Source organism: Vagococcus sp., from assembly GCF_052102835.1.
Lineage (GTDB): Bacteria > Bacillota > Bacilli > Lactobacillales > Vagococcaceae > Vagococcus.
In genome coordinates this window covers 222286-246767 of sequence record NZ_JBQEIL010000002.1, presented here as the reverse complement: position 1 = coordinate 246767, position 24482 = coordinate 222286, and the positions used below count along the sequence as shown (strand labels likewise).

The 24482-nt window shown below is 34.8% G+C and carries 23 protein-coding genes; 4 read left to right on the top strand and 19 right to left on the bottom strand.

Annotation, left to right across the window (positions count from 1 at the left end):
* Positions 1 to 4 precede the first annotated feature (4 nt).
* From ACTJFD_RS03210 to ACTJFD_RS03170, 9 genes are all read right to left on the bottom strand, one after another.
* The gene (locus tag ACTJFD_RS03210; RefSeq protein ID WP_442259658.1) at positions 5 to 2188 is read right to left on the bottom strand and encodes a Tex family protein; all 2184 of its coding nucleotides are present in this window, start codon (positions 2186 to 2188) and stop codon (positions 5 to 7) included.
* 3 nt (positions 2189 to 2191) lie between these two features.
* On the bottom strand, positions 2192 to 4156 hold the full coding sequence (locus ACTJFD_RS03205; RefSeq protein WP_442259657.1) for a hypothetical protein: 1965 nt from the start codon (positions 4154 to 4156) through the stop codon (positions 2192 to 2194).
* 231 nt (positions 4157 to 4387) lie between these two features.
* Complete coding sequence (locus ACTJFD_RS03200; protein ID WP_442259656.1) at positions 4388 to 4774, bottom strand: DUF1149 family protein; 387 nt, start codon at positions 4772 to 4774, stop codon at positions 4388 to 4390.
* Positions 4775 to 4847: 73 nt separating this feature from the next.
* On the bottom strand, positions 4848 to 5645 hold the full coding sequence (locus ACTJFD_RS03195; RefSeq protein WP_442259655.1) for a hydroxymethylpyrimidine/phosphomethylpyrimidine kinase: 798 nt from the start codon (positions 5643 to 5645) through the stop codon (positions 4848 to 4850).
* 34 nt (positions 5646 to 5679) lie between these two features.
* On the bottom strand, positions 5680 to 6261 hold the full coding sequence (lepB, locus tag ACTJFD_RS03190) for a signal peptidase I (protein ID WP_442259654.1): 582 nt from the start codon (positions 6259 to 6261) through the stop codon (positions 5680 to 5682).
* A 67-nt stretch (positions 6262 to 6328) separates the two neighbouring features.
* Complete coding sequence (locus ACTJFD_RS03185) at positions 6329 to 7006, bottom strand: hydrolase (RefSeq protein WP_442259653.1); 678 nt, start codon at positions 7004 to 7006, stop codon at positions 6329 to 6331.
* Positions 7007 to 7033: 27 nt separating this feature from the next.
* Complete coding sequence (locus ACTJFD_RS03180; RefSeq protein WP_442259652.1) at positions 7034 to 7663, bottom strand: glycoside hydrolase family 73 protein; 630 nt, start codon at positions 7661 to 7663, stop codon at positions 7034 to 7036.
* A 61-nt stretch (positions 7664 to 7724) separates the two neighbouring features.
* Entirely contained in the window at positions 7725 to 8285 is a 561-nt protein-coding gene (locus ACTJFD_RS03175; RefSeq protein ID WP_442259651.1) for a hypothetical protein, read from the bottom strand.
* 92 nt (positions 8286 to 8377) lie between these two features.
* Positions 8378 to 9334 (bottom strand): aromatic acid exporter family protein, encoded by a 957-nt coding sequence (locus tag ACTJFD_RS03170; RefSeq protein WP_442259650.1) that lies wholly within the window; start codon positions 9332 to 9334, stop codon positions 8378 to 8380.
* A 119-nt stretch (positions 9335 to 9453) separates the two neighbouring features.
* Here ACTJFD_RS03170 and ACTJFD_RS03165 point away from each other — a divergent pair, with 119 nt between their 5' ends.
* Positions 9454 to 10104: a hypothetical protein gene (locus tag ACTJFD_RS03165; protein WP_442259649.1), complete on the top strand. Its 651-nt coding sequence runs from the start codon at positions 9454 to 9456 to the stop codon at positions 10102 to 10104.
* Between the two features lie 64 nt (positions 10105 to 10168).
* Here the strand turns inward: ACTJFD_RS03165 and ACTJFD_RS03160 are convergent, their stop codons facing one another.
* The 5 genes from ACTJFD_RS03160 to ACTJFD_RS03140 all read right to left on the bottom strand — a co-directional run bounded on the left by ACTJFD_RS03160 (position 10169) and on the right by ACTJFD_RS03140 (position 15854).
* Entirely contained in the window at positions 10169 to 12337 is a 2169-nt protein-coding gene (locus ACTJFD_RS03160) for an FtsX-like permease family protein (RefSeq protein ID WP_442259648.1), read from the bottom strand.
* The gene (locus ACTJFD_RS03155; RefSeq protein WP_442259647.1) at positions 12277 to 12894 is read right to left on the bottom strand and encodes a hypothetical protein; all 618 of its coding nucleotides are present in this window, start codon (positions 12892 to 12894) and stop codon (positions 12277 to 12279) included. Before ACTJFD_RS03155 ends, ACTJFD_RS03160 begins: the two co-directional genes overlap by 61 nt.
* A 15-nt stretch (positions 12895 to 12909) precedes the next feature.
* Positions 12910 to 13611, bottom strand: a complete 702-nt coding sequence (locus tag ACTJFD_RS03150; protein ID WP_442259646.1) for an ABC transporter ATP-binding protein — start codon at positions 13609 to 13611, stop codon at positions 12910 to 12912.
* Positions 13612 to 13902: 291 nt separating this feature from the next.
* Positions 13903 to 15054 (bottom strand): cation:proton antiporter, encoded by a 1152-nt coding sequence (locus tag ACTJFD_RS03145; RefSeq protein ID WP_442259645.1) that lies wholly within the window; start codon positions 15052 to 15054, stop codon positions 13903 to 13905.
* A gap of 287 nt (positions 15055 to 15341) precedes the next feature.
* Complete coding sequence (locus ACTJFD_RS03140; RefSeq protein WP_442259644.1) at positions 15342 to 15854, bottom strand: QueT transporter family protein; 513 nt, start codon at positions 15852 to 15854, stop codon at positions 15342 to 15344.
* 169 nt (positions 15855 to 16023) lie between these two features.
* Between ACTJFD_RS03140 and ACTJFD_RS03135 the strand changes: the two genes are divergently transcribed.
* Entirely contained in the window at positions 16024 to 16482 is a 459-nt protein-coding gene (locus ACTJFD_RS03135; protein WP_442259643.1) for a GNAT family N-acetyltransferase, read from the top strand.
* Positions 16483 to 16556: 74 nt separating this feature from the next.
* A complete protein-coding gene (locus tag ACTJFD_RS03130) occupies positions 16557 to 17519 on the top strand; it encodes a diacylglycerol/lipid kinase family protein (protein WP_442259642.1) in 963 nt (320 codons plus the stop codon).
* A gap of 50 nt (positions 17520 to 17569) precedes the next feature.
* On the opposite strand, the gene recD2 is transcribed toward ACTJFD_RS03130, so the two are convergent.
* The 4 genes from recD2 to ACTJFD_RS03110 all read right to left on the bottom strand — a co-directional run bounded on the left by recD2 (position 17570) and on the right by ACTJFD_RS03110 (position 22253).
* Positions 17570 to 20008, bottom strand: a complete 2439-nt coding sequence (gene recD2 / locus ACTJFD_RS03125; RefSeq protein ID WP_442259641.1) for an SF1B family DNA helicase RecD2 — start codon at positions 20006 to 20008, stop codon at positions 17570 to 17572.
* Between the two features lie 41 nt (positions 20009 to 20049).
* Positions 20050 to 20667, bottom strand: a complete 618-nt coding sequence (locus tag ACTJFD_RS03120; protein ID WP_442259640.1) for a histidine phosphatase family protein — start codon at positions 20665 to 20667, stop codon at positions 20050 to 20052.
* 11 nt (positions 20668 to 20678) lie between these two features.
* Positions 20679 to 21182: a tRNA (uridine(34)/cytosine(34)/5-carboxymethylaminomethyluridine(34)-2'-O)-methyltransferase TrmL gene (gene trmL, locus ACTJFD_RS03115; protein WP_442259639.1), complete on the bottom strand. Its 504-nt coding sequence runs from the start codon at positions 21180 to 21182 to the stop codon at positions 20679 to 20681.
* Positions 21183 to 21395: 213 nt separating this feature from the next.
* On the bottom strand, positions 21396 to 22253 hold the full coding sequence (locus ACTJFD_RS03110; protein WP_442259638.1) for a methyltransferase domain-containing protein: 858 nt from the start codon (positions 22251 to 22253) through the stop codon (positions 21396 to 21398).
* 125 nt (positions 22254 to 22378) lie between these two features.
* Here ACTJFD_RS03110 and ACTJFD_RS03105 point away from each other — a divergent pair, with 125 nt between their 5' ends.
* Positions 22379 to 23023, top strand: a complete 645-nt coding sequence (locus tag ACTJFD_RS03105; protein WP_442259780.1) for a copper homeostasis protein CutC — start codon at positions 22379 to 22381, stop codon at positions 23021 to 23023.
* 85 nt (positions 23024 to 23108) lie between these two features.
* Here ACTJFD_RS03105 and mgtE read toward each other — a convergent pair whose 3' ends face one another.
* Positions 23109 to 24473 (bottom strand): magnesium transporter, encoded by a 1365-nt coding sequence (gene mgtE, locus ACTJFD_RS03100; protein WP_442259637.1) that lies wholly within the window; start codon positions 24471 to 24473, stop codon positions 23109 to 23111.
* Between the last annotated feature and the right edge of the window lie 9 nt (positions 24474 to 24482).

Here is a 24482-nt window from a genome sequence, read left to right as displayed (position 1 = left end):
TTTTTTAATCTTTAATTTTTTGAGCTATGGGCAACATCGTTAACGCTATTCTTTGTTTTTCTAAAGAAATATCTTCAACCCAAACGGTTACAATATCCCCCACTGCAACAACGTCAGTCGGATGTTTAACAAATTGTTGGCTCAATTTAGAAATATGAACCATCCCATCTTGTTTCACCCCGATATCTACAAAAACACCAAAATCGACGACATTACGCACGGTCCCAATTAATTCCATCCCTGGTTTTAAATCGCCCATACTTAAAACATCTTTGCGCAATAATGGAGCTGGCATGTCTTCTCTCATATCGCGACCGGGTTGTAATAAACCATTTTTAATATCGGCTAATGTTTCCACACCAATCGCCAATTCTTTACTCATTTCAATTACATCAATGGCCATAATCTTATCTTTCGCTTCAGTCGTTTTTAAGTCTGAAAGTTCAATTTCCAATAAACCTAAAAGTGTTTTTACGATGGTATAACTCTCTGGGTGAATTCCTGTTTGGTCTAAAATGTTACTCCCATTTGGAATTCGTAAAAAACCAACAGCTTGTTCAAAAGCTTTTGGTCCTAAGCGCGGAACTTTTTTTAATTCCGTTCGCTTATTAAACGCGCCATTTTCTTCTCGATACCGCACAATATTATTGGTCGTTGTTTTATTTAAACCAGAAACATGTTGTAGCAACTGTGCACTGGCTGTATTTACATCAACCCCCACTTGGTTAACGGCTGTTTCAACGACAAAATCTAATTGGTCTGTTAAAAATTTTTGTGAAACATCATGTTGGTATTGACCTACTCCTACGGCTCTAGGGTCAATTTTTACAAGTTCAGCTAACGGATCTTGTAATCGACGACCGATACTGATAGCGCTTCTTTCTTCAACTTGTAAATCTGGAAATTCTTCACGAGCAATGTCACTAGCAGAATAAACCGAGGCACCCGCTTCACTGACAATAACATAGAAAACGTCTCGCTCTAATTGTTTTAAATATTCAGAAACAAACTGTTCTGATTCTCGACTTGCTGTCCCATTACCGATAGCAACCATTTCAACTTGATATTTTTCAATCAACTCAATAAAGTCACGACCAGAAGCCTCACGCTTCGCAACTCCTGAGGGTTTATGTGGATAAATAACTTTAATTGCTAATACTTTACCAGTTTCATCCATCACAGCCAATTTACAACCTGTTCGATAAGCAGGGTCAAATCCAAGCACAATTTTCCCTTTTAAAGGTGATTGTAAAAGTAAATGACGAAGGTTTTCTCCAAAGATAGAAACGGCCTGTTTTTCTGCTTTTTCTGTTAATTCATTTCTAATTTCGCGTTCAATACTTGGACCGATAAAACGTTTATAGCTATCTCGATAAGCTGATTGGATCATTGGAACGACAGGATGATTCACCTCAGTAATCAGATGACGTTCAAAATATTTTTCGATTTTTATTTCGTCAATCTCTAAAGTAATTTTAAGAATTCCCTCTTTCTCTCCACGGTTAGCTGCTAAAATACGATGAGGAACTAACTTATGAATCACTTCAGAAAAATCATAATACATTTCAAAAACTTTCTTTTCATCAATTGCTTTATCTTTAACCGTACTCACGAAGCGGCCATATTCCCAGAGATACTGACGAGTCCATTTACGAAATTCTGGATTGTCGCCAATTTGTTCCGCTAATATTTCATGTACACCTGCTAAAACATCCTCAACGGTCATTAATTTGTGCTCCGGATTGATAAACGCTGTTGCTTTTTCTTCGATATTAGCTGATTCTGGAAATGACATCACCCAGATTGCTAATGGTTCTAAACCTGCTTCTTTCGCTATTGTCGCTTTTGTTCTACGTTTTTGTTTATAGGGACGGTATAGGTCTTCCACTTGTTGCATCTTTGTTGCTTTTTTTATTTTTTTACTTAAAGTATCGGTTAGTTTACCCTGTTCTCCAATCAAACGCAACACTTCTTCTTTTCGTTTGACTAAATTTTCAACGTATTGATAACGATCAGATATTTCTCGAATGGCTACTTCGTCTAAACTATTCGTTTGTTCTTTTCGATAACGTGCAATAAAAGGAACAGTATTACCCTCACCTAACAACTCCAAAACTTTCATCATCTGTTTTTGGCCGTATTGTGATAATTCTTCTTCTAAAATAGTTAATACTTGTTGATCTAGCATTTTTTAATTAGTCCCCTTATTATTCAAATATTGTTCGGTATACTGCGCTGGTTTCACATAATAAGTATCTAAATAAGTCGATAACTTACTATAACCTTGAAGTAATACCAATGTTCTATCATCCATAATAACAACCTTACTGTCAAATAAAGGTTGCTTTACTAAAACTCCCAATTGTTGCCAAAACTCTTCTAAATCCTTAATATATGGTAAACACCATTTTAAGAACTCCATGTTTTTATTCGGTAAATTAATTTGATAGATTTTATTCCATCTCATGGGTAGGTAAGTAATTTCCGCCATATGAAGGGCATATTCTTCCTCAGATAATTTTACTTCCTCCAACGAAGGATTCATCGATTTTTGAAAAAGATTACGAACCGATCGCTCAAAATCACTTTGATCCTCTGTCATTTTTTGAATCACTTCATTCATTACTGTTTCTTTTTTTAATGTATCTGGCTCGTAATGGTCATCTAAATCCGTTAATTCTTCGATAGTCAATGGAATTTCATTTGCAACATTTTCTTCCACATTGTACGGAGTATGATTAATATTTAATGGTTTAATATCAAATTCTAATTCTTGAAGTTTTTGGCTGATTGAATGAAGTAATTGTTGATAACTCTCGGCCTTTTTCTTTAAAGCGACAACGGTTTGTGCCATTCGTTCATAACTATGTTCCCATTTAACCACATACTCTTCATTTTGCTCTTTTTCTTGAGAAAGTTGGGTCTGTGTGTACTCATGCTTTCTTTTCCACTCACTTACTTCTCGCTCTAACTTCCAAACAGTATCTTGTAATTTATCAAGAATTTCTTGTTTATTATCAATCACTTCTGATTGCTCATTAAACGAGGTCGTCACTTTATATAGCTTTTGATTTAAATCCGATACTTCCCTTTTCAATTCTGTTTCACGTTCGCGTAACAAGCGTTGTTGTACAATGACTTTCTTTTGCTCACTACCATCGACAAAAGTCTGCTTTTGAACATGAGTTAATTCATCCTCAAGTTGTTTAACATTTAACTGAGCTTCTAATACAATCTTTTCTTTTTCAGCCACTAATTTATCAATCACTTCTTGATAATGCTTGTTTTCTTGAACCAATTTTTCTTGATATTGATTTTGAATGGCTTTTTCTTCCTTAATGTCTAATACTTCTAAAGCTTGTTCCGTCATTTTTGCTTCTAACTGAGTCACTTCTTCAACTTTATATTGCTCAACTTGTGCTTTCTTCAAGGCATCAATTAAAGCTAAGTTTGCTTGATCTAACTTACGATTAATCACTTTCATTTCTTTAACTTTTTTAACTAACGCCTGATTGCGCTGAATGATTTCATCTTTTTCAAGTTTTTCTTGTGTTAGTTCTCTCAAATAGTTTTGTGCTAATTGTTGCAAACGTAAACTTTCATCTTTCCATTTATCATTAATAATACTACTTTGGGCAATCATCCATTCTTGTTCATCCAAGTTTGAAGCAACTTCACCTTGATAAACTTCTAGTTGGTCATCGAATTCAATTTCATTCACTGAATAATTTTCAGGTGAAATCATACCTTCTTCAACTGACGATGGATTTTCATCTAAACGTTCACTCACTCGGACTAAGCAGCTTTCAACTAAACGAACAGCAGAAGAAACCAAGCCTTTAATTTCAGCTTTGTCTAAAGGATGTGGTATTTCAAAAGTCATATAAAAAGATGTCGTCGAATCCTTACTATAATCTAAAAAAGCTCTAAAAATCTTATATTCTTTAAATAATCGGTTCCATTCATTTAGCATTACCTGACAAGCAATGACAATGTAGGATTTGTCTAATTGATTGGTATTGACCCAACTTAACTCTAATTGATTTTCAAACCGACTATTGGTTATACCTGAAAGAATAATTTCGCTGGTTTCAGTCGCATGTTTGCGTTCTTTGCTAAACAAGCGGCTTGTTACTCGATTATTTGAATTAAGCATCACTAGCCCTCTTTTCTTAACACAGTCATCGTTTAATCCCTCACTAACGTCAACTTGCATACTATTATTAGTCATTTTAACTAAATTGTATCATAATTTAAACTGTTTTTTTGACTAAACTCAAATAAAAATAACAGTCTTCTCATTATAATTCATAAAAAAATGACTAATTTATCTTAATTTAAAAGGTCTGTGATAAACACGATGGTTTCATCACAGACCCTTTATCATCTATTCTTCTGGTGAGAAGTTTAATTGAACGCCTGGAGCGTCAAGAGCAATTTCAGTTACTTCATACGCTAATCTTTCAATTAAGATAAACAAAGGTCTAACCAGTTCATTGATTTCTTCTTGAGATAAATCTTCAATTTTTTCAACCTTTTGATCACGTAATTGAACAAACTGAGCAACATCTCCATTCAAAACCATCTTATCAAGAACAATTTTGAACTCGATTCTCAAACCTAGAATAGAATCTTTTTCAGGATCTAGTGGCGCTCCTTCTTCAATTGGAAATGGGTTTAAGCTAACGTTAATAGCGGTCTCTTCTTCGTGCTCTTTTGGTAAAGCATCGTAATGAAAAGATTGCACAAATTCTTGTTGACGAACTAAATTCATATCATTACCTCTTTCTTTTTTTAACTTCCCAATACTAGTGTAGCTGATTCGTTGTTTAAAATAAATACAAAGTTTATATTTCTTTGAAACCTTGCCAAACGTTACCTAATTCAGGTAAAAAAGGAATCCCTTGCTCAATGGCTTGATATACAAAACTCTTGGCTTGAGCGACTGATTGTATCAATGTCTTCCCTTGAATCAAACCAACCGTAATCGCAGAGGCAAACGTACACCCGGCTCCATTATTATGATAATTTGCTAACTTTCGTTGTTTAAAAAGAGTCAACTGTTGATTACTCCAAAGTAAATCGAGTGCTTCATCTCCTGGAAAACGAAGACCTCCTTTAATCACGATGTTAGCAATATTAGCTTGGTGTAACTCTTGTGCCACCTGTTCCATTTCAGCAATAGTTTCAATTCCCTGATGATTTGATAATAACTCAGCCTCATGTAGATTAGGGGTGATCACTGTTGCAAGTGGTAATAATTCTTGTTTAAAAAAGTGAACGATTTCTGTACTCATTCCAAAACCAGATTCTTTTAGCGCTAAAACTGGGTCAATCACAATTGGAATATCGACCACTATTTTTTTTAAAAACAAACTCACTTGTTTAGCAATTTCTAAGTTAGCTAACATTCCAACTTTTATTCCTGAAAACTGTGAACCATCTCCAAGTGATGCTAGTTCCTTTTCAAAAAGGGACAGCGGCATATCATAAATATCCACTTCCCCAGTATCAGAGGGAACTGTTACAATACAAGTTAAAATTTGACAAGAAGGGATTTCAAAACGTTGAAACGTCCGTACATCTGCCTGAAGCCCTCCGCCACTTAATGTATCCGAACCTGCAATAATCAATACAGGTTTCATTGTCATCCCCTCTTTTCTGTTTGTTTATTTCATTTTAAGACAATGGCCCCATTTTTTTCAATGGATAGTAGCGGATCAAGGTTACCCCTTTTAATTGATCACGGCTCACAAGACCAAAGTCACGACTATCTTTCACTTGGCGCCGATTATCTCCTAAAACTAAATAATTATTCTGAGGGATCGTTAACGTTTGAGCACTCGACCCATGAATATTACGCATGTCAAAATTTTCCGTATAAACATTTTTATAGTTTTTAGCTTCTGCTTTATAATTTAAAAAATTTTCTTTTAAATAGGGTTCTCTATACTCTTGTTTGTTTATTAATAAAGTATCCTCTAACATTTTCACTTCATCACCAGGCAGACCAATAATGCGCAAAGGAATTATCTCATCCTGATGCTTAACCAAAACAATGTTAAATCGTTGCGGGATGAAATTTTCTTTATAAATGATATGCTCTCCCTTAACCAATTGATGGTACATACTATTATCAGGAATTTTGAAACTCTTTACTTGTGGTACGATGAAACCTAATAATAAAATGATGATTAGAAAAATTAACAAAAAAACGAAAATAAAAAAATGTTGTGTTCTTTTTTTTTGCTTAGTTTTCATATTAGTTTGTACTTCCTATCATTCTATACTTAACGAGAGTTATCTATTTTAAGGTTCGATGAACTACTTAACCTTTCTCTTTTTCACGATAAACTTCCATCTTTTTACTAAACAAATAGCCGTTAGTTGGAGCTGTATAAGTAATTGCGTTGGCTCCTGCTTGAATTGTTTCTAAAATTGAGGCGTCCGTTGGTCCCCCTGTTGCCATAATAGGTACCTGTGGGTGTGTTTTACGAATTTCTCGAACAATACTAGCCGTTTCCTTTCCCCCACTGACATTTAAAATTTTCACCCCAGCGGACAATTTCTCTTCGATATTGGTAAAAGAAGACGTCACCGTGCCAATGATTGGTATATCAATCACTTGAGCAATTTCATGGATGGTTTCTTTGGGCGTTGGTGCATTAACAACAACTCCTAAAGAACCATTTGCCTCCGCAAACATGCTCATATTAACCGAGCGATGGCCTTGTGTTAACCCACCACCAACTCCAGAAAAAACTGGTACATCTGCAACTTCAACAATACAACGAGTAATTGCTGGGTGTGGCGTAAAAGGATACACTGCGATCACCGCATCTGCATCAATATTTTTTATAATTGCAATATCTGTTGAATAACAAATCGATTTAATTCGACGGCCAAAAATACGAATTCCTGAACACTCTCGAATAACACTTGGGACTTTTAAAATATCTTTCTTTAAATCAGTAATAATTTCTGGTACAAACTTTTCATTCTTCATCCTTTTCCCCCTACAACACCTATCGACTCAATCGTATTGATTTAATTTATAGGTTTCGATCACTTCAATAATTTTTTTCGCATATGTCGGATCTGTCGCATAACCTGCAACTTGTAAAGCTTTGGCTGCTGTTCGATAATTATCCGCCATTAAAACGCCTTGGTAAAGGTAAGGATCCCAGTCCACACCATTTACAAAAAGTTTAGTATGATCGATTAAACACTCTTCCCAACTCGGGTAAACTTTAAATTCAGCATCTACCGTCACCCATTTACCATTTTTGTACTCTTGTGTTTTTAACTTTACTGATTGATCATTTGGTCCAAACGCTTTGATTCCAAATAAATTATTATATTTAGCACTTAATTCACTTTTACCCCAATCTGATTCAAGGATGGCTTGACCAATCACAATACTTGGTAAAATCCCGTAATCTTGTTGCAGTTTTGTAGCTGTTGGTAATAAAGCTTCAATAAAAGCTTCTTGTGTTTCAACTGGATTATTATCCGGTTGCACACGCACTTCTTGACGGTCAAATAACCGATTCAATGTAAATGCAAAAACAAAAAGACCAATTAAAATAATTAAGGCACTCGAAATAAAAGGGGCTCCCCCTTTTTTCTTTGAGCGATAACTTTTGTTATTTTTTTTTACCATTCATTTACCTACTTCTTCTTTATTGCTCAACTCACAACCACAACAAGATGATTGAACCATACTAATCTTCTGCATCATCCCTTAAACGTTTCTCCATATAAGTTTCACTTAAATTCTCATCTACCCATTCTAACAAATCTAACTGTGCTTCCACAATCTGTTGTTGAATAATTTCTGGCATGAAGAACTCTAGTATATCATCATATCCCCATTCTTGATAATTAACACTGACTCTTAAATTAACATAGTTTCGCTTATTTGCTTCATCCCCATTTAAGTTTGAACCACGTTGCTTCGTAATTAACTCTGCTTTTGCTAAACCAGATTTAATCCAACTTTTAGCGATACTCGCTTTTAAACGTTTGTATTCAGAAACAATAAAATTTCTTTTTTCTGGGAAAATGATAGTTTGACGCGCTATTTTTTGAATCAACATCCATTCATAATCAGAAAAAAGATTTTTTAATTTTTGCATTTTATCGGCGGGTAGTGCTTGCCTACCCAACTTCCAATCGACCCATTCTTGATAAGAAATATCAAGATATTGACTACTAAAAAGTTTCTCACTAAAAAATTGCTCTTGAATACGATCAATCATAATATTAACAATGGCTTGATGCATGATACCAATCCTTTCTTATTTTTTTTCACTCCAATTATCTCTATTTTACCTTCTTTGCTCAATAAAATCATCTTTCATCTTTCGATTTGTTTTTAATCTCTTAATAATAAGCTAAAATTAATTTTTATATCAATAAAAGCTTCTAAATCATGTAATAATTGAAAAAGATGCGCTCGATTTTCAAATTCATTTCTTGTTTGAGGTAAAGCTTGTTTTTGATAATAATTTGATAGCTTAACGACCTCTTCTTTTAAACGCAAACCATCATTTTCTTCACCATACTCTTGGGCTAAATGTTCCATGAATTCAACTAAAAAGTGAGCATGTTTTTTATCAATATCGAGTTTTTTTATTCGACCCAACATGTCTTCTAAAATCGACCACTGCATGCGACGCATTTGAAAATAATTGAAATGATAGTTATCTACTGTTAATAATTGATTTTCCATCTGACGTCGCGCTGGTTCTTCTCCTTGTGCAATACTTTTAGCTAAACCTTCTAAAACTAATTCACAATCGAGACGACTACTTTTATTTAAAATCGAAGATGCCATTTTTTTTAATAAAAACTGAATGGTTTCATCTACTGTTTTGACATTTTCCTCAAGCCATTTTGTTTGACTTGGAATATACAAGTTGGCTAAAAGTGCGAGTCCTACACCAATTACTAAGAGGCCAAATGCATTAAAGATAAGAGCTTCGCTTACTTCTTTTGCCGCTAAAAAATGAGTCATTAAAACAGAATTAACTACGATTGCTTCCGAAAAATTCAAACGAACTGCGATTGGAATATACAAAAGTAAATAAAAACCAAATGCAAATGCATTGAAACCGATGATTTGGTAGCAAATCGTTGCGATTAATAAAGCAATCACGAAAGCAACTAAACGCCCAATTCCAATTTTAAAAGATGACTTCTTTGTATTTGTTACGCTTAAAACAGCTATAATACCTGCTGTCGCCGGAGTAGTTAAGCCCAACGACTCTGCTAAAAGAATAGCTAAAACAGCTGAAATCGCCGTTTTAAAAGTCCTCAATCCTATTTTCATTAAGCATCCCTACTTTCTCTTTAATTTTTTAGTAAAAAATAACCTTTACTTTCTATCAAACACTAGCCCAATTTTATATTTTCGTATATGATAGAACTTATATAAGGGGGGATTTGCATTTGAAATCTAGTAAATTTTGGATGTTTCAAGTTATTGGTCTCTTTATTTTAGCTGGCTGTGGCATAACCCAAGAATTAGATCAATCAGTAACAGCAACCACTGAAATTTCGAGTACTTTAGAACTACAAGAAAAAGAAATGACTCAATTGTCAGAACTGACTCGACAACTTGAGAAAGATATCGAAAAAGATCTTAAAGAACAAGAAAACCCAGGTTTTTTCGAAGAGGAATTAGGACGAACTTATAAAAATGTTGAGAAACGTTCCCTCATTTTAGATAATCTATCTTCCTATCAAAAGGAACTTAAAAATTTAGGTAAAACTCTGGATAAAATTATTTCTAAAAAAGCAGTCGATGTTGATAACAAACAACTACAAGTTATTTACAATAGTTTATCAATTATTGAAAATAACTATGAAGCACTGATCCTCTTTCTAACAACAGGCCTAGAACAAGAAGAAATATTCTATCAAAGTCTGGATCCAACCTCTGTAGCTGATGTAATTGATGAAGGCTCTAATCCGGCTTCAATTATTGAACGAAATAATGGCTCTATTTTATTACTGACTGAAGAAGCTTCAGGTAATATCGATTATACCTTAAATTTAATCGAACAATTCCAAAAAAATGCACAAACTAAAAAAAAATAAGATAAAGCGAGGCGGTCTTTTTGACCGCCTCGCTTTATTTACCTAAACTTGTTTACTTCTCTCTTTAATCAACAGATTTTAAGGCTTCGATCATATCAACATGTTTTAATTTCCGATGCATGAAAAACATCACAATTAATGAAAATAAAACCGTTAACCCTGCTGCATAAGCATAACTAATCGGGTGTATAATCGGCGGAAACATCATAACATCAACTTCTGCTGTCTTCAAAACAAATGTATGTAATAATTTTCCTAAAACCCAACCTAATAAAATCCCTAGTGCCGTCAATATATTGTTTTCTCGATAAATATACAGCGTCACTTCTCGATCATAAAAACCTAGTACTTTAATCGTCGAAAGCTCACGTATCCGTTCAGATATATTGATATTCGTTAGATTATAAAGAACGATAAAAGCTAAAAGGGCCGCGGAAACAATTAAGACCCAGACAACAATATTAAGACTTCCCATCGTATCATCCATTTGTTTTCCAATATCACTCGTATAACCAACATTGACGACATGGTCAACCTTCATTAATTTCTGGGCTACTTCTTCTTCTTCATTTTTAGTTAAAGTTGATTTAAATTTCAATAAATCAGCATTGTATTCAGGTTTCTCATCAAAAATTTTCTCATAGTAAGTCGGCGTCATATACATAAAATGTAGTGCATAATTTTCAACAATTTGTTGAACCTTAACTTGGTATCTCTTACCCGCTCCGTCCTCAATTTCAATGTTATCTCCTGATTTCAGTGTCATCAATTGTGCTAGTTTTTCATTAATAATGACCCCTTCATCAGATAGTTTATAATTTTTTTGTGTTTCTCGATCTTTAAAGACAACAAATTTTGATAATTCTTCAACATTTTCTGGAGTATCCAGAGTGACTTCTTGTGTATTAACTCCTGGTTTTGAAACTTTAATCCTTCGCTGTGACAGTGCTAAATGTTCTTTTAGACCACTTAGTTCATCACGCTCTTTTAAATACGCTTCGCTGTCTGGTGCAGTAATATCTGTGTTTAAAATGATACTCGCATCATAATGCCAAATTTTAGAGAACTGTAAATCGACGATATCACCTATGGCATCTTTGATTCCAAAACCGGTAACAATCATCGCAGTACAACCGGCAATACCTAAAACGGTCATTAACATCCGTTGTTTATAACGAAATAAATTTCGTGCGGTCACCTTTTGATTAAAATTCATCTTTTTCCATAACCAAGTTATTCGCTCTAATAAAATTCGTTTTCCTGGTTTGGGTGCCTTAGGACGTAATAGTGACGCTGGAGTACTCAATAAATCAACACGTAAAACAACTAAAGCTGAGATTAAAGTACAGGCTAAGGCAACAAGTACTGATTGTAGGGAATAGCTCCAATAATAAGTTATAACAATATCTGGCAAGTTATATAAACTCCGGTAGGCATTATAAATAACGGTCGGAAAGACATGATAACCAATCACTAAACCAAGAAGACTCCCTAGTAAACTCGCACTTACCGCATAGACGATAAATTTTTGTGCTATTTCCCAATTCGTATAACCTAACGCTTTCAGAGCGCCAATTTCATTCCTTTTTTCATCCACCATTCGCGTCATCGTGGTTAAACTGATTAATGCCGCAATCATAAAAAAGAAAACAGGAAAGACAGTTGCAATCGATGATAAACGATCGGCATTATCTTGATACTCAGCATAAGCTGTGTCAGAATCACGGGTCAGATAAGTATATTTTTCTGCGTCTAACTGTTCAAATAGGTCCTTATTCTCTTTTAACTCAGACTCCTGTTTAGCCAATTCTACACTTTTACTCTCTATCTCCGCTAATCCAGCCTTTAATTGTTCCTCAGACTTTTTCAACTCCTCAGGTAAAGTCGCTTCAGTAGTTCCTAATGCGACTAATTGTTTTTTCGTTTGTTCGAGTTCTTTTTGCTTTACCACCAACTCACTTTTGGCTTGAGTTAACTCTAAACGTCCTGCTTTTAATTTCCTTTCTGCTTCAATAAACTGTTCCACTTGTTTCTTATTTTTATTTTGGGCAACTTTTTCTAATTGCGCTTTTACTTTATTTTCTGCTTGTTCAACTTCTTTTTTATAACTTGAGCTATAACTATTTTTTTTAGTGGTCTGACGATATTGAATATACAACTCTGTATACTCCTCTAACGAAAAATCTTCAAAAGGAACCAAAGCAAAATAATCAATGGAACCTTTTCCCACCATCGTATTTCCTCTAGAAATACGATCAATATACAACGGTGAATTAACAAATCCAACCACTTGATATTTTTTTCAGTTAATTTTTCATTGCCTTCTGCTTTTTCAAAATCAATCGTATCGCCTACTTGGTACTGCTTTAAATCAAGTGCACGTTGATCTAATACTATTTCTCCTGATTTTTTTGGTAGTCTTCCTTTTGTAAGTACGGGTTGATTTAGACTCTTTTTATCATTCAACTGATAAGACATCAAATGAATCACTTGATTCTTGTCTACTTGATTAATATCTAGACTATAGCCCGCTTCAGCTTGACCCACTTCTTTTAATTCTTTAACCAAATTTAAATCCTCATCATCCAGTCCAAGTGGTGATGTTATTTTCGTATCCATTAAATGCTGTTCTTGATAATAATCACTCGCCGTATTCAACATATCAGGACCTGTTGCTTTAATTCCAGCATAAAAACAAACACCTAATAAAATAATTAATAAAATGGATAAAAATCGAGCCTTTGATTGATAAATCTCACGAATGATTGAGCGATTTAGTGCTTTTTTCATAAATGTATCCTCCTTCTACCATGAAATCTCTTGTGCAGAAACGGGATGTTCATTCATTTCAACGCTTCGGACCTGAGCATCATTAATTCGAATGACTCGATCCGCCATCTTAGCAATTTCAGAATTATGAGTGATAACAATCACTGTCGTTTCATAATCACGACAAGTTGCTTCCAAAATACTCAAAACTTGTTTTCCCGTTTCATAATCAAGCGCTCCCGTTGGTTCATCACATAGTAATAATTTCGGGTTTTTTCCTAACGCTCGGGCAATCGCTACTCGTTGTTGTTCACCGCCAGAAAGTTGGGCTGGAAAATTTTGCATCCGCTCTTCCAAACTAACCATCTTTAAAACTTCATCTACATCTAATGCGTTAGGCGCTACTTGAGACGCTAATTCGACATTTTCACGAGCGGTTAAGTTCGGTACTAAATTATAAAACTGAAAAACAAACCCTACATCTAATCGACGGTATTGCGTTAATTGCTTCGCACGGTATTTAGCAATATCAACACCGTCAATTAAGATTTCGCCTTCATCACAACTATCCATTCCCCCTAAAATATTTAAAACCGTCGATTTACCCGCACCACTAGGTCCCAATATCACGACAAATTCACCTTTTTCGATTGAAAAGGATATATTATTATTAGCAATAATCGTTGTTTCGCCCATTTGATAACGTTTAGACACATTTTTAACTTCTACATAACTCATATTGGTCACATCCTTTTTCTCTTTATCTTTTAATTATAACAAACTCTCAAAATAAACCTACCTTTTCTCTCAGCTCCTCCCCTCTTTTTAAGACTATTTAACAGAAATAATTAACGATAGAAAAGCTGACTAAAACAAGCTAACCATATAAAAGAGTTCATTATCTTCAAAAATAAAATTAACTGTTAAAATTTCAACTACTCAATTAATAAAATAGACCCCCTAAAATCAATTAGTTAAAAATCGATTTCAGGGGGTCTATTTTGAGAGTTTGAGTTTAACCTCGTGTTCTTATATGCTTGTTTTAATTTTTCTAAAATACTTTTTTAAAATTGGGGGAGCTATTAAAGTCGTTAAAATGACAGAGATGACAACCGTCGTATAATAGTCTTTTGCTAATAACCCAGTATTTAAACCGGTTGTTGCAATAATCAAAGCAACTTCTCCACGTGAAATCATTCCTGAACCTATTGCCAAGGAAGAATTTTTATCAAATCCGGTCAAACGAGCCCCTAAGAAGCCACCAAATAGTTTAGAGACTATCGCAACCACTGTACATATGACTAAGAAGCCAATCTGACTTGAAACGCCAACAAAAGAAATACTCAATCCCACACTAACATAGAAAAAAGGAACAAATAAAGAATTTGCAATTGGATCAACACTATGTTCCACTTCTTCTTTATATTTTGTTTGCGATATAAAGAGTCCCGCTAAAAAGGTTCCTATAATCCCTGCCATTCCTAGCATTTCGCCAAAGTAAGCGTAGGCAAAGCAAATAATTAAAGCACCCGTTGTCAAAGGAACTGTTACTTTAAACTTAGAAACGACTCTTAAAAAGAGTGGAATAACATAGACACCCACAACAAAAGCAACCACAAAAAAGATGACTTTCTTCAATAGCAGCATGGGAATAGAAACACTAGCAGTTCCCTCACCCATAAAGGACATGACAAAAGCTAGCAGTGTCACAACCAAAATATCATCAACAACAGCGGCACCTAGAATAGTCGTTGATTCTTTTGTCTTCATAACAGACATCTCTTTTAAAACTCGAACAGTTATACTAACAGATGTTGCTGAAAATAAAACTCCTAAAAAGACCGAGTGCGCCAAGTCAAAATGATAAAAACTACCAACTCCAAAAGCACTGACAAAAGGCAAGATAATACCTAAAACAGCCACAGCTACAGATGGTTTCCAGTTTTCTTTTAACTGTTCAGCGTCCGTTTCCAGACCTGCAAGAAACATTAATAATAAAACTCCAATATTGGAAAATTCTTGAAAAACAGCTGAATCATTAACCCAACCTAAAACAGCAGGCCCTATAATAATACCTATCAATAATTTACCTAGCACCGCTGGTTGTTCCAAACGAATAGCTAATTGACCAAACAACTTAGTACTCACTAAGATTAAAATAATCGTACCTAATAATTCCACATCATCACTCCTCTAAATAAAACACTAACATTTACACTTATTTTATATAATTTACAAGAAATATAATTCTTTGTAAAGCGAAGAACCTTATCTCGTACTGTATTTAAGCCAATCTTACACTCTTTGGGTAACACTAACTTTCTTTGATTATTTATATTAAAATTAAGAAGAAGAAAATTCTATTTTATAAAAAAACAAAAGGAGTGACGGATAAAAACGTTTAAAGTTTTTATCCATCACTCCGAAAAAGGTCAACATCTTTATCGTGTTGCGAGTACTTTTTAGTTTTAAAATTTATCAAAGTGAACAGAACGGTTAACTAATTGCATGACTGGAATTGATATTCCCATCATAACGGCTTCACTTAAAGCAAGCGAACCATATGTTGCCCAAAAAAAAGGCGATCCAATGGATTGATTGTTCATAATTGAAATCATTATTGCAATAAAAACCATAGTTACCGAAAATACGGCTGTGTTAAAAACCATCCGTTTAACCTCATTTTTAATCCACTTGGCCGAAGCCGCTGTGATCAAAAGAGCGATTAAGGTTTGTCCACCACCAAACAAAACATCGAGCCAACCTGAGAAAAGCATATTATAAATAAATACGCCTCCAAACACTCCCCACAATAACTTACGATTAAAGACTACAAGATGATTTAAACTTTCTGAAATCCTTAATTGTACTGCTCCTTGGGCGAATGGCTTAACTGCAAATGTTAATACAATATAAATTGCAGCGATTAAAGCATTAGCTACTAACAGTCTTGTTCGACTTGTTTCTACTGTCTTTTCCATTTCTTTCCTCCTCCTAGTTTTATTACGCAGGATGGTATGAGCGAACTGCGGTTGCTTTGACACAACGATACTTATGATACGCTTTAGCCGTTTATTTGTCAAAAAATTTTGGTAAGTTTTCATTTTTCTGCTAAACTAAAGTTATTCAAAAATAGTCAGGAGGTCAAACATGGGAAACCAAATTAACAAAATAACAGTTATTACAAAAGATCACTTTGACTTATTATTAGCAGCTGATCCCTCAAATGAATTAGTTCAGCGCTATCTTAAAAATGGCCTTTGCTTTGAATATAGCCTAGAAGATGAGCTCGTTGGCGTTTTAGTTTTACTTAAGCAACTCGATTCTATTGAGATTATCAACCTTTCCATTGCTGAAAAATTTCAAAGACAAGGATACGCAACACAGTTTATTGAGTTTTCAAAAAAGTGGACGCTCCAACATAACGTTACTACATTAAAAATTGCAACGGGCTCTACCAGTTTTCATCAACTCTACCTCTATCAAAAACTTGGTTTTCGTATGTATCAGATTGATCCTGATTTTTTTATAAAAAATTATTCTGAACCAATCTATGAAAACGGTTTACACTTAAAAGACAGAATACAATTAAAAATGAAATTAATTTGATTTTTTAGTAGAAATCATTCGTTTTTATTTGTGTTTTAGGCTATGATAAATAAGTAGAAAAAAGGAGTGAGTCGATGCAAACGTTTGAATGGCATCTTTTAATTAATAAAAAAGCGGGTGCAGGTAAAGCGGAACGTATTTTACCCCAAATTTTAGAACAATTAGAAGAACATAAGATTGATTATTATTGTTATTATACTGAACATGCGGGTGGCGAAAAAACAATCGTGCAACAGCTTCTTAAGCAAACGTTAATTCCCTACTCCAACGAAAAAACTAATGCTGCTAAATTCCCTTTGCTGGTCGTTTTGGGTGGCGATGGTACTTTACACGGTGTGATTAATACACTTAAAAACTATCCTAAAATTCCGGTTGCTTATATCCCTGGTGGTTCTGGTAATGATTTTGCTCGCGGAGTTGGTATACCTAACGACCCACTAAAAGCAGTCGAACAAATTATTCATGCACCTAAACCAACCTTGCTCTTTTTGATTCGAAGTTTCTTAAATCAAACACAAAAGGAATACATCGGTTTAAATAATTTAGGTGTCGGGCTTGATGCGGCTGTCGTTCGTGCAGCAAATGCATCACAGATGAAATCGCAATTGAACCACGTTGATTTAGGTGCCTTATCCTACTTATCTGCCGCTACTGGAATTATTTTAAAACAAAAAGGATTTCCACTAACCATCACAGTTGATGGAAAGCAACATCATTTTAAAAAAGCCTATTTATGTACGGTCACGAACCATCCTTACTTTGGAGGTGGCTTAGCGATTGACCCTACCGCCTCAGCTTTTAAAGAAGAGTTAAATTTAGTCATTGTTGAAAAAATAGCCCTACCTAAAATTATGAACTTAGTTGCTAAACTAATCAAAAAAACACATCTCACGTCAAAACATGTTCATCAATTCCGAGCAAGAGAATTACGACTCGAATCTGAAAGCCATGAGTTTGGGCAAATTGATGGTGAGGAACTTAGAAAAGCACCTATCGATATTAATTTTTCAATTATTAATCATCTTTTTTGGTTTTAAAAAAGCGTTGTGATCAGCATTTAAGCTTGTTCACAACGCTTTTTATTTTTTTATAAAAAATCAAATGGCGTCTTTGAGTCCATCCCAATCATTGGATCAATCGTTAAACTCTCAACGAGTTGACAAGTCAATTGATAAGATAAGTTCTTCTCTGTTTCGATGGAAGAGTTCTCGTTTGTTACGACTTCTTTTGTTGTCGTCACCAGCAAACTCGCTTCGTTCAACGATAGTAAATCATCTTCTAAAATTCGTTCCTTTAACGATGTTTGCCGTTCCTTCAACTCTTTCTCAATAGCATATTGATAAGCTTCTGGTTCACCTAAAAGGATTAATAAATCCTTACTCCGTGTGACAGCTGTATAGAGTAACTTGCGTTGGAGCATTCGACCGTATTGTCGTACCATCGGCAAAATCACCATTTTAAACTCACTTCCCTGAGCCTTATGGATCGAACAACTATACGCTAACGTAATTTTATTCCATTCGTTACGTTTATAAACAATTTCTGTTTCATCAAAACGTAAAACCAACTCATCTACTTTGTCATCCGTTTCTTTTGCTAAATTAATCCCGATAATTTCACCAATGTCACCATTAAAAACATTGACTTCAGGACTATTCACCAAATGTAAAATTTTATCACCAATTCGATAGACTTTATCAATCCACTTGACTTCTTTACGCATTCCGTCTGGATTTGGATTCAAAATCGCCTGCATTAAATAATTTAGTTGATCAATTCCCGCTTTTCCCCGATACATTGGAGCCAATACTTGCATGTCCTTCGCCGCAAAACCTTTTTCTTGTGCACGTATCACAATTTGTTCGACGACAGATTCCATCTGATTGACTGAACAGCGAATAAAAGAGCGATCTTTTTTATTTTGTGTTAAATCCTCAGGAACAACCCCAGTTTTAATCCCATGAGCAAGTGAAATAATAGTTGAGCCATCTTCTTGACGATAAATATCGAGTAACTCACGCTTGGGTATTTCTTTAATGGCTAATAAATCCGTTAAAACTTGCCCTGGGCCAACTGAGGGTAACTGGTCTTTATCTCCTACAAAAATGACTTGAATATTATTAGGTAACGACTTAAGTAACGTATTCGCTAGCCAAGTGTCCACCATTGATAATTCATCAACGATCAATAAGCCGCCTTCAATTTCTTTGGGCTCTTCACTGCCTTCTTTTTCACGTCCCGTTAAACCTAAAAGTCGATGAATTGTACTCGCGGGTAATCCGGTTGTTTCGTTCATTCTTTTAGCTGCTCGACCCGTTGGTGCTGCCAAAAGAATTGGGAAAACCTTTTGCGTATAATCTTCAAGATTAAGAGATAATCCATTTAGTTCAGCATATAAATTAACGATACCATTAATAACCGTTGTTTTCCCAGTTCCAGGTCCTCCAGTTAAAATAAAAAACTGGGAGGTAATCGCTTCTTTGATTGCTGATCGTTGAGACTCACCGTATACGATGGCTTCATTTTTCTCAATCAAAGTTAACGTTTTTTCAATTTCTTTTTCTTTATAGGATAGTTTTTTATTGTTTTTTAGCATTCGTTGGATTGACGTTGCAATTCCTACCTCAGAAAAATAAAGGGATTTTTCATATAATTTTGTTCCTTCTTGAATAATCTTACCTTCTTCTGCTAAATTGATAATTTCGTCTGCGACCTGTTCTGGATTTAATGCCACTTGACGACTATTTTCTAAAGTCGTTATCGCTAATTCTAATAATTGTTTCGCTTCCAAATAGGTATTGCCAGAATTCATTGACTCTTGAAAAAGCTCATGAAAAATGGCCGCTCGAATACGTTTTGGCGAATCCGCTTGAATTCCCAATTGTTCTGCTAAATTATCCGCCTTTTTAAAACCAATCCCTTCAATATCTTCAACCAACTGATAAGGATTTTCTGAAATAATTTTCAATGTTTCTGCTTTATAAAAGTGATAAATATTAAACGCAATTTGGTTCCCAAAACCATACTGGTTCAACCCAATCACAATTTGTTCTAACCCATAATTTTCTTGCACCGCACTTGCCAACGTTGCTTGCTTCTTTTCATTTAATCCCGGAACTTTTTTTAAACAACTCACATCACTTATAATTTGATCGATGGCATCTAAACCGAGCGTTTCGACAATAGACTCTGCGGTTTTCTTACCAATTCCAGGGAATTTTGCGCTCGATAAATAATTAATTAACCCTGCATTTGAAGTTGGTTTATTTTTTTCATATCGTTCAACTTGAAATTGATTACCATATCTTGGATGATCAATCAGACTACCAAAAAAACGATAATTTTCCTCTTCTTGAATTTCTCCAAAAGTCCCCGTCACAACAATTTCTGTTTCCGCAAATTCTAAACTTGTTTCAATAATTTTGACTAACATTACTTTATAAAAATTACTTGGATTTTCATAAAAAACAGCTTGGACTTGCCCATCTATAAAAGGGTTTGTCTCTTCGGCCCGTTCATTCAACACCGTTATTTTGCACCTCCTATTAGATTAGGTCACCTTTCTTTTTATAAAAAATGAGTTTCGTTCCAACTCAATAAATGAAAAGTTGAATCCTGATAATCTAATATCGTAAGGCTATTGTTATCAAGCCCACCTTGTTCGCGCACATGAGCTAATGATTTGCCTATCAATGTTTGAATCGTACCTGTTAGGGCTGCACCATGGCTTACAATTAGAAGCGGACCTTCTTTCGTTTCCAGCATCATTTGTTTTACCTGTTGCGTCATTCGAGAAAGCATACCTTCGTAAGACTCTCCCCCAAAAACTTCTGGTTGATACTCATTAGGCTGATGACGTAATGCCCACATTTCGTGCGGAAAACGCTGCTTACTCGTACTAATTTTTTCCCCTTCTAATTGACCAAAGCCAAGTTCTCTTAACTCTTCAATAAAAATTGGGACTACAGGCTGATTTGCTTCTTTTAAAATCCCTTCAGCCGTTTCTTTTGCTCGCAATAGCGGACTACAATAGCAAGCCTCAAAAGGAACTTCTTTTAGATAGTTACCTAATGCGGTAATTTCTGCATAACTTTCAGGTAATAAGGGAGAATCTCCGTACATTCCTTGTAGACGCATTTCTTGATTCCATTGGGTCTTTCCATGTCGAACAAAATAAAGTTTCACTTTTTTTCCTCCTAGCTTAATTTATCATTCTCGTAAATATGCAGTTTCTCAAGTCCTTTGAAACTTTGTTGACGTAATGCTTCATAAATCACTAAAGCTGCAGTGTTGGATAAGTTAAGTGAGCGGACATGCTCATCATTCATTGGTATTCTTAGACAATCTTCTTCACGTTCACGCATAAAATCTTCTGGCAAACCGGTTGTCTCTTTTCCAAAGATAAAATAGTGATCCCGCCCATCATTAAAGTCAGCCTCACTATAGGTCTGACGAGCAAATTTAGTAATTAGATGAAGAGCTTCTCCTTCAATCGTTTGTAAAAAAGTGGCTAAATCAGGATAATATTTAATATTAACATCATGCCAATAATCTAAACCCGCTCTTTTTAAATGTTTATCATCCGTTGAGAATCCTAGTGGTTCTATTAAGTGTAACGGCGTATTCGTTGCCGCACATGTTCTGGCAATATTACCTGTATTAGCTGGTATTTGAGGTTCAAATAATACGATATGATTCATTGATTTATCTTCTTTCTATTTATTAACTTTTTTAATTTTTAACATAAAAAAAAACGTATCGCCTCGGTGTCATTTCACTGCGAGTCGTTACGTTGATGAAGGTCATTTTCATCAACTTTTATCAGAACAGGAATCTGATAAAAACCGCTGAAATTGACTTGAAGCCATTGTAACATCTTGACAAAAAAAGAGCAACCCTTGTTTATTATTATTTTAAATTCGTCCGAATAGAACCGTTACATCAACGGTTATTGACGTTAACTTCGTTTTTCGTGCTGTTAAGCGAGCGGCTTCACTTGCCCCCCAATGCAAAGGAGACATCTTTAACACGGCCTCGACATTTGTTTCGACAATGGGAAAGGTATACGTCAGACGATGTTCATTAACTTTTTTTAACTGTTCTGTAAATTTTTGATAGGTTTTTTCATTCGAATAGTTCAATTTTTCCGGGTGTTCTTGATAAAAAAGAGTTCTTAATTCTTGTAAATAACCACTTTCTGGAATAATTTTCACAAAAGTCCCTTTTGGTTTTAAAACACGCTTAATTTCATCATATGCTACGGGTGATAACATATTTAAAATAAAATCAAGTGAATGTGCTTTGAATGGAACTTGAGTGACATCTCCAACAAACCAAAAAGCCTGTTGGTTATAATCACTCGCTAACTGGACGCCGTCTTTAGATAAATCAAAACCACTAGCCATTCCTTTAAAATTAACTTGCGTAAGCCATTCTTTTAAAAAACTACCCTCTCCACAACCAAATTCAACTATAGATTCTTGCGCTTCTATGGGTAATATAGTTTCCAGATACTCTATTATAGGTTGATACAAACCAGCCCTAATCATTTGACGACGGGCAACCAACATCTCTTGATCGTAATCACTTGTCATGTGACGATTTGGAAAATGGAGCGTTCCTTTTTTTGACAAATCAAAGCGATGTCCTGCGACACAAACTAAACTTGAAGGCTCCTTAAAACACATGGATTGATGACACTTAGGACAACTAAAATAAGTGGCATAGTCTTCTAAAAATTCTTGTCCATATTCTATTTTCTTTTTTAACATCTCATCACTATCCCTTTTTTTCTTAGTGCTATCATAGCATATAAAACACCTTGCTTTGTACTATTTTATAGTTTTTACGGTATACTTGGAACAGAATAATAGAAAGAAAGGTTGGCAAAAAAATGATCATTAAAGAATTTTGTGCTGAAAACATGACGCAAATTCCTCGAGCGATTGCTGCAGGAGCTAAACGAATCGAACTCTGTGACAACTTAACCGTTGGTGGAACAACCGTTAGTAAAGGTGTTTTAATTGAAACTAAAAAATACTGTGACGAACAAAACGTTTCTATCATGCAACTTATCAGACCACGAGGAGGTAACTTTGTTTATAACGACATCGAAGTTAAAATCATGGAACACGATATCTTTCAAGCTCACCAATTAGGGATTGATGGAGTCGTCATTGGTTGTCTAAATGAAGAAGGCTGGTTAGATGAGGAAGCTCTCTCTTGCCTCTTAGCTGCTGCTGAAGGAATGCAAGTCACTTTCCATATGGCATTTGATGATATGCCTAAAGAATATCAATTTCAAGCGATTGACTGGTTAGTGGAACATGGTGTTGATCGGATTTTAACTCATGGAGGGCCATTAACGACACCGATTACTCAAAATTTAGAATATTTAAATGATTTAATTTCTTATGCTAATCAAAGAATAATCATCCTGCCTGGTGGCGGTATCACATTTGAAAATGCTGAAACGATTGCTGCCTTTTTAAAAGCCAAAGAACTTCACGGTTCTCAAATTATTAACCTACATACCAACTAAACAAAAAAAGAAGTTAAGCTAAAATCAAGCACTAGAACTTGGTTAACTTTAGCATAGCTTCTTTTTCTTTTTATTCTAATTTTCTTTATCCTACAAAAAAAGGCATAAATAAACTAGCGATATTGAAATAAATCAAAACACTCGTTAAATCACTTAATGTTGTGATAAAAGGGCCACTAGCAACTGCGGGATCAAATCCTAATTTTTCCATCAACATTGGAATCAGACTTCCTGCTAAATTAGCCACGGTAATCGCACATAACATTGCGATACCAATCACTAATCCTAAAATAAAATTATTTTTCCAAAATCCAATGACTATAAAAATCACGACACCGGTGACAAGTCCTGTTAAAACTCCCGTTAAAATTTCATTAAAAATTAACCGACCAAAACCGTATTCTCTCTCATCAGAAATCGCAAGTCGACGAACAGCTACCGCTAAAGATTGCGTTCCAGCATTACCGGCTGTTCCTGTAATTAGCGAGATAAACACAGCTAAAATACTCGCTTCGCTAATCATTACTTCATAATGACTAATTAACGTCGCTGTTAACATACCTAAAAAAAGTAAAGTAATCAACCAAGGAAGCCGTTTGCTAGATGCTTTAAGTGGCGTTTCTGCTACCGCTTCAACGTCAACTCCAGCCAATCCAGAGTAATCACTCGCAGCCTCATCATCAATCACATCAATAATATCATCAACCGTGATAATTCCTAATAAAAAATCTTCATAATCAACAACTGGTATCGCTAAAAAGTCATAATCACGAATCATTTTAGCAACATTTTCTTGATCATCTCCCACTCGAACTGAAATGACACGCTCTCCCATAATTTCAGAAATCATCATCTCATGATCACTAACAATTAAATCACGCAAAGAAATAACACCCAGTAATTTTTCAGCTTCATCAATCACATAAATATAATAAATAATTTCTGCTGTTCTTGCTATTTTTTTTAACAACGTCATTGCCGATTTAACGGTTTGATTCGCGACAATAGCAACATAATCTGTCGTCATTATCGCTCCAGCTGTTTTATCCTCATAGTGTAGTAATTCTTTAATATCTTCAACTTTTTCTGATTTCATTGTGCTTAAAAATTGTGCCACCATCGCTTTATCGAGGCGAATTAAAATATCAGCAGCATTATCTGTATACATTTCTGCCAACATTGCAGCAGCGTAACTCGGGCGCATCTCAGATAAAAATTCTTTAATATCTTCATGTTCCTCTTCAATAACATCAAAAAGATTCGCCATCTCGTGTGGCGATAAATACTGATATAGTTGTTGCCGTTCTTTTTCATCTAAAGATAAATAAAACTGAGCCTCTTCATACATGTGCCATTCTAAGAAAATATTCCTAAAAGTTGCCATGTCTTCTTTCGCTAAAACTTCTCTCAACCCATCAAATTGTTGTTCAATTTCTGCCGTTTCTGTCACTGGAAAGCT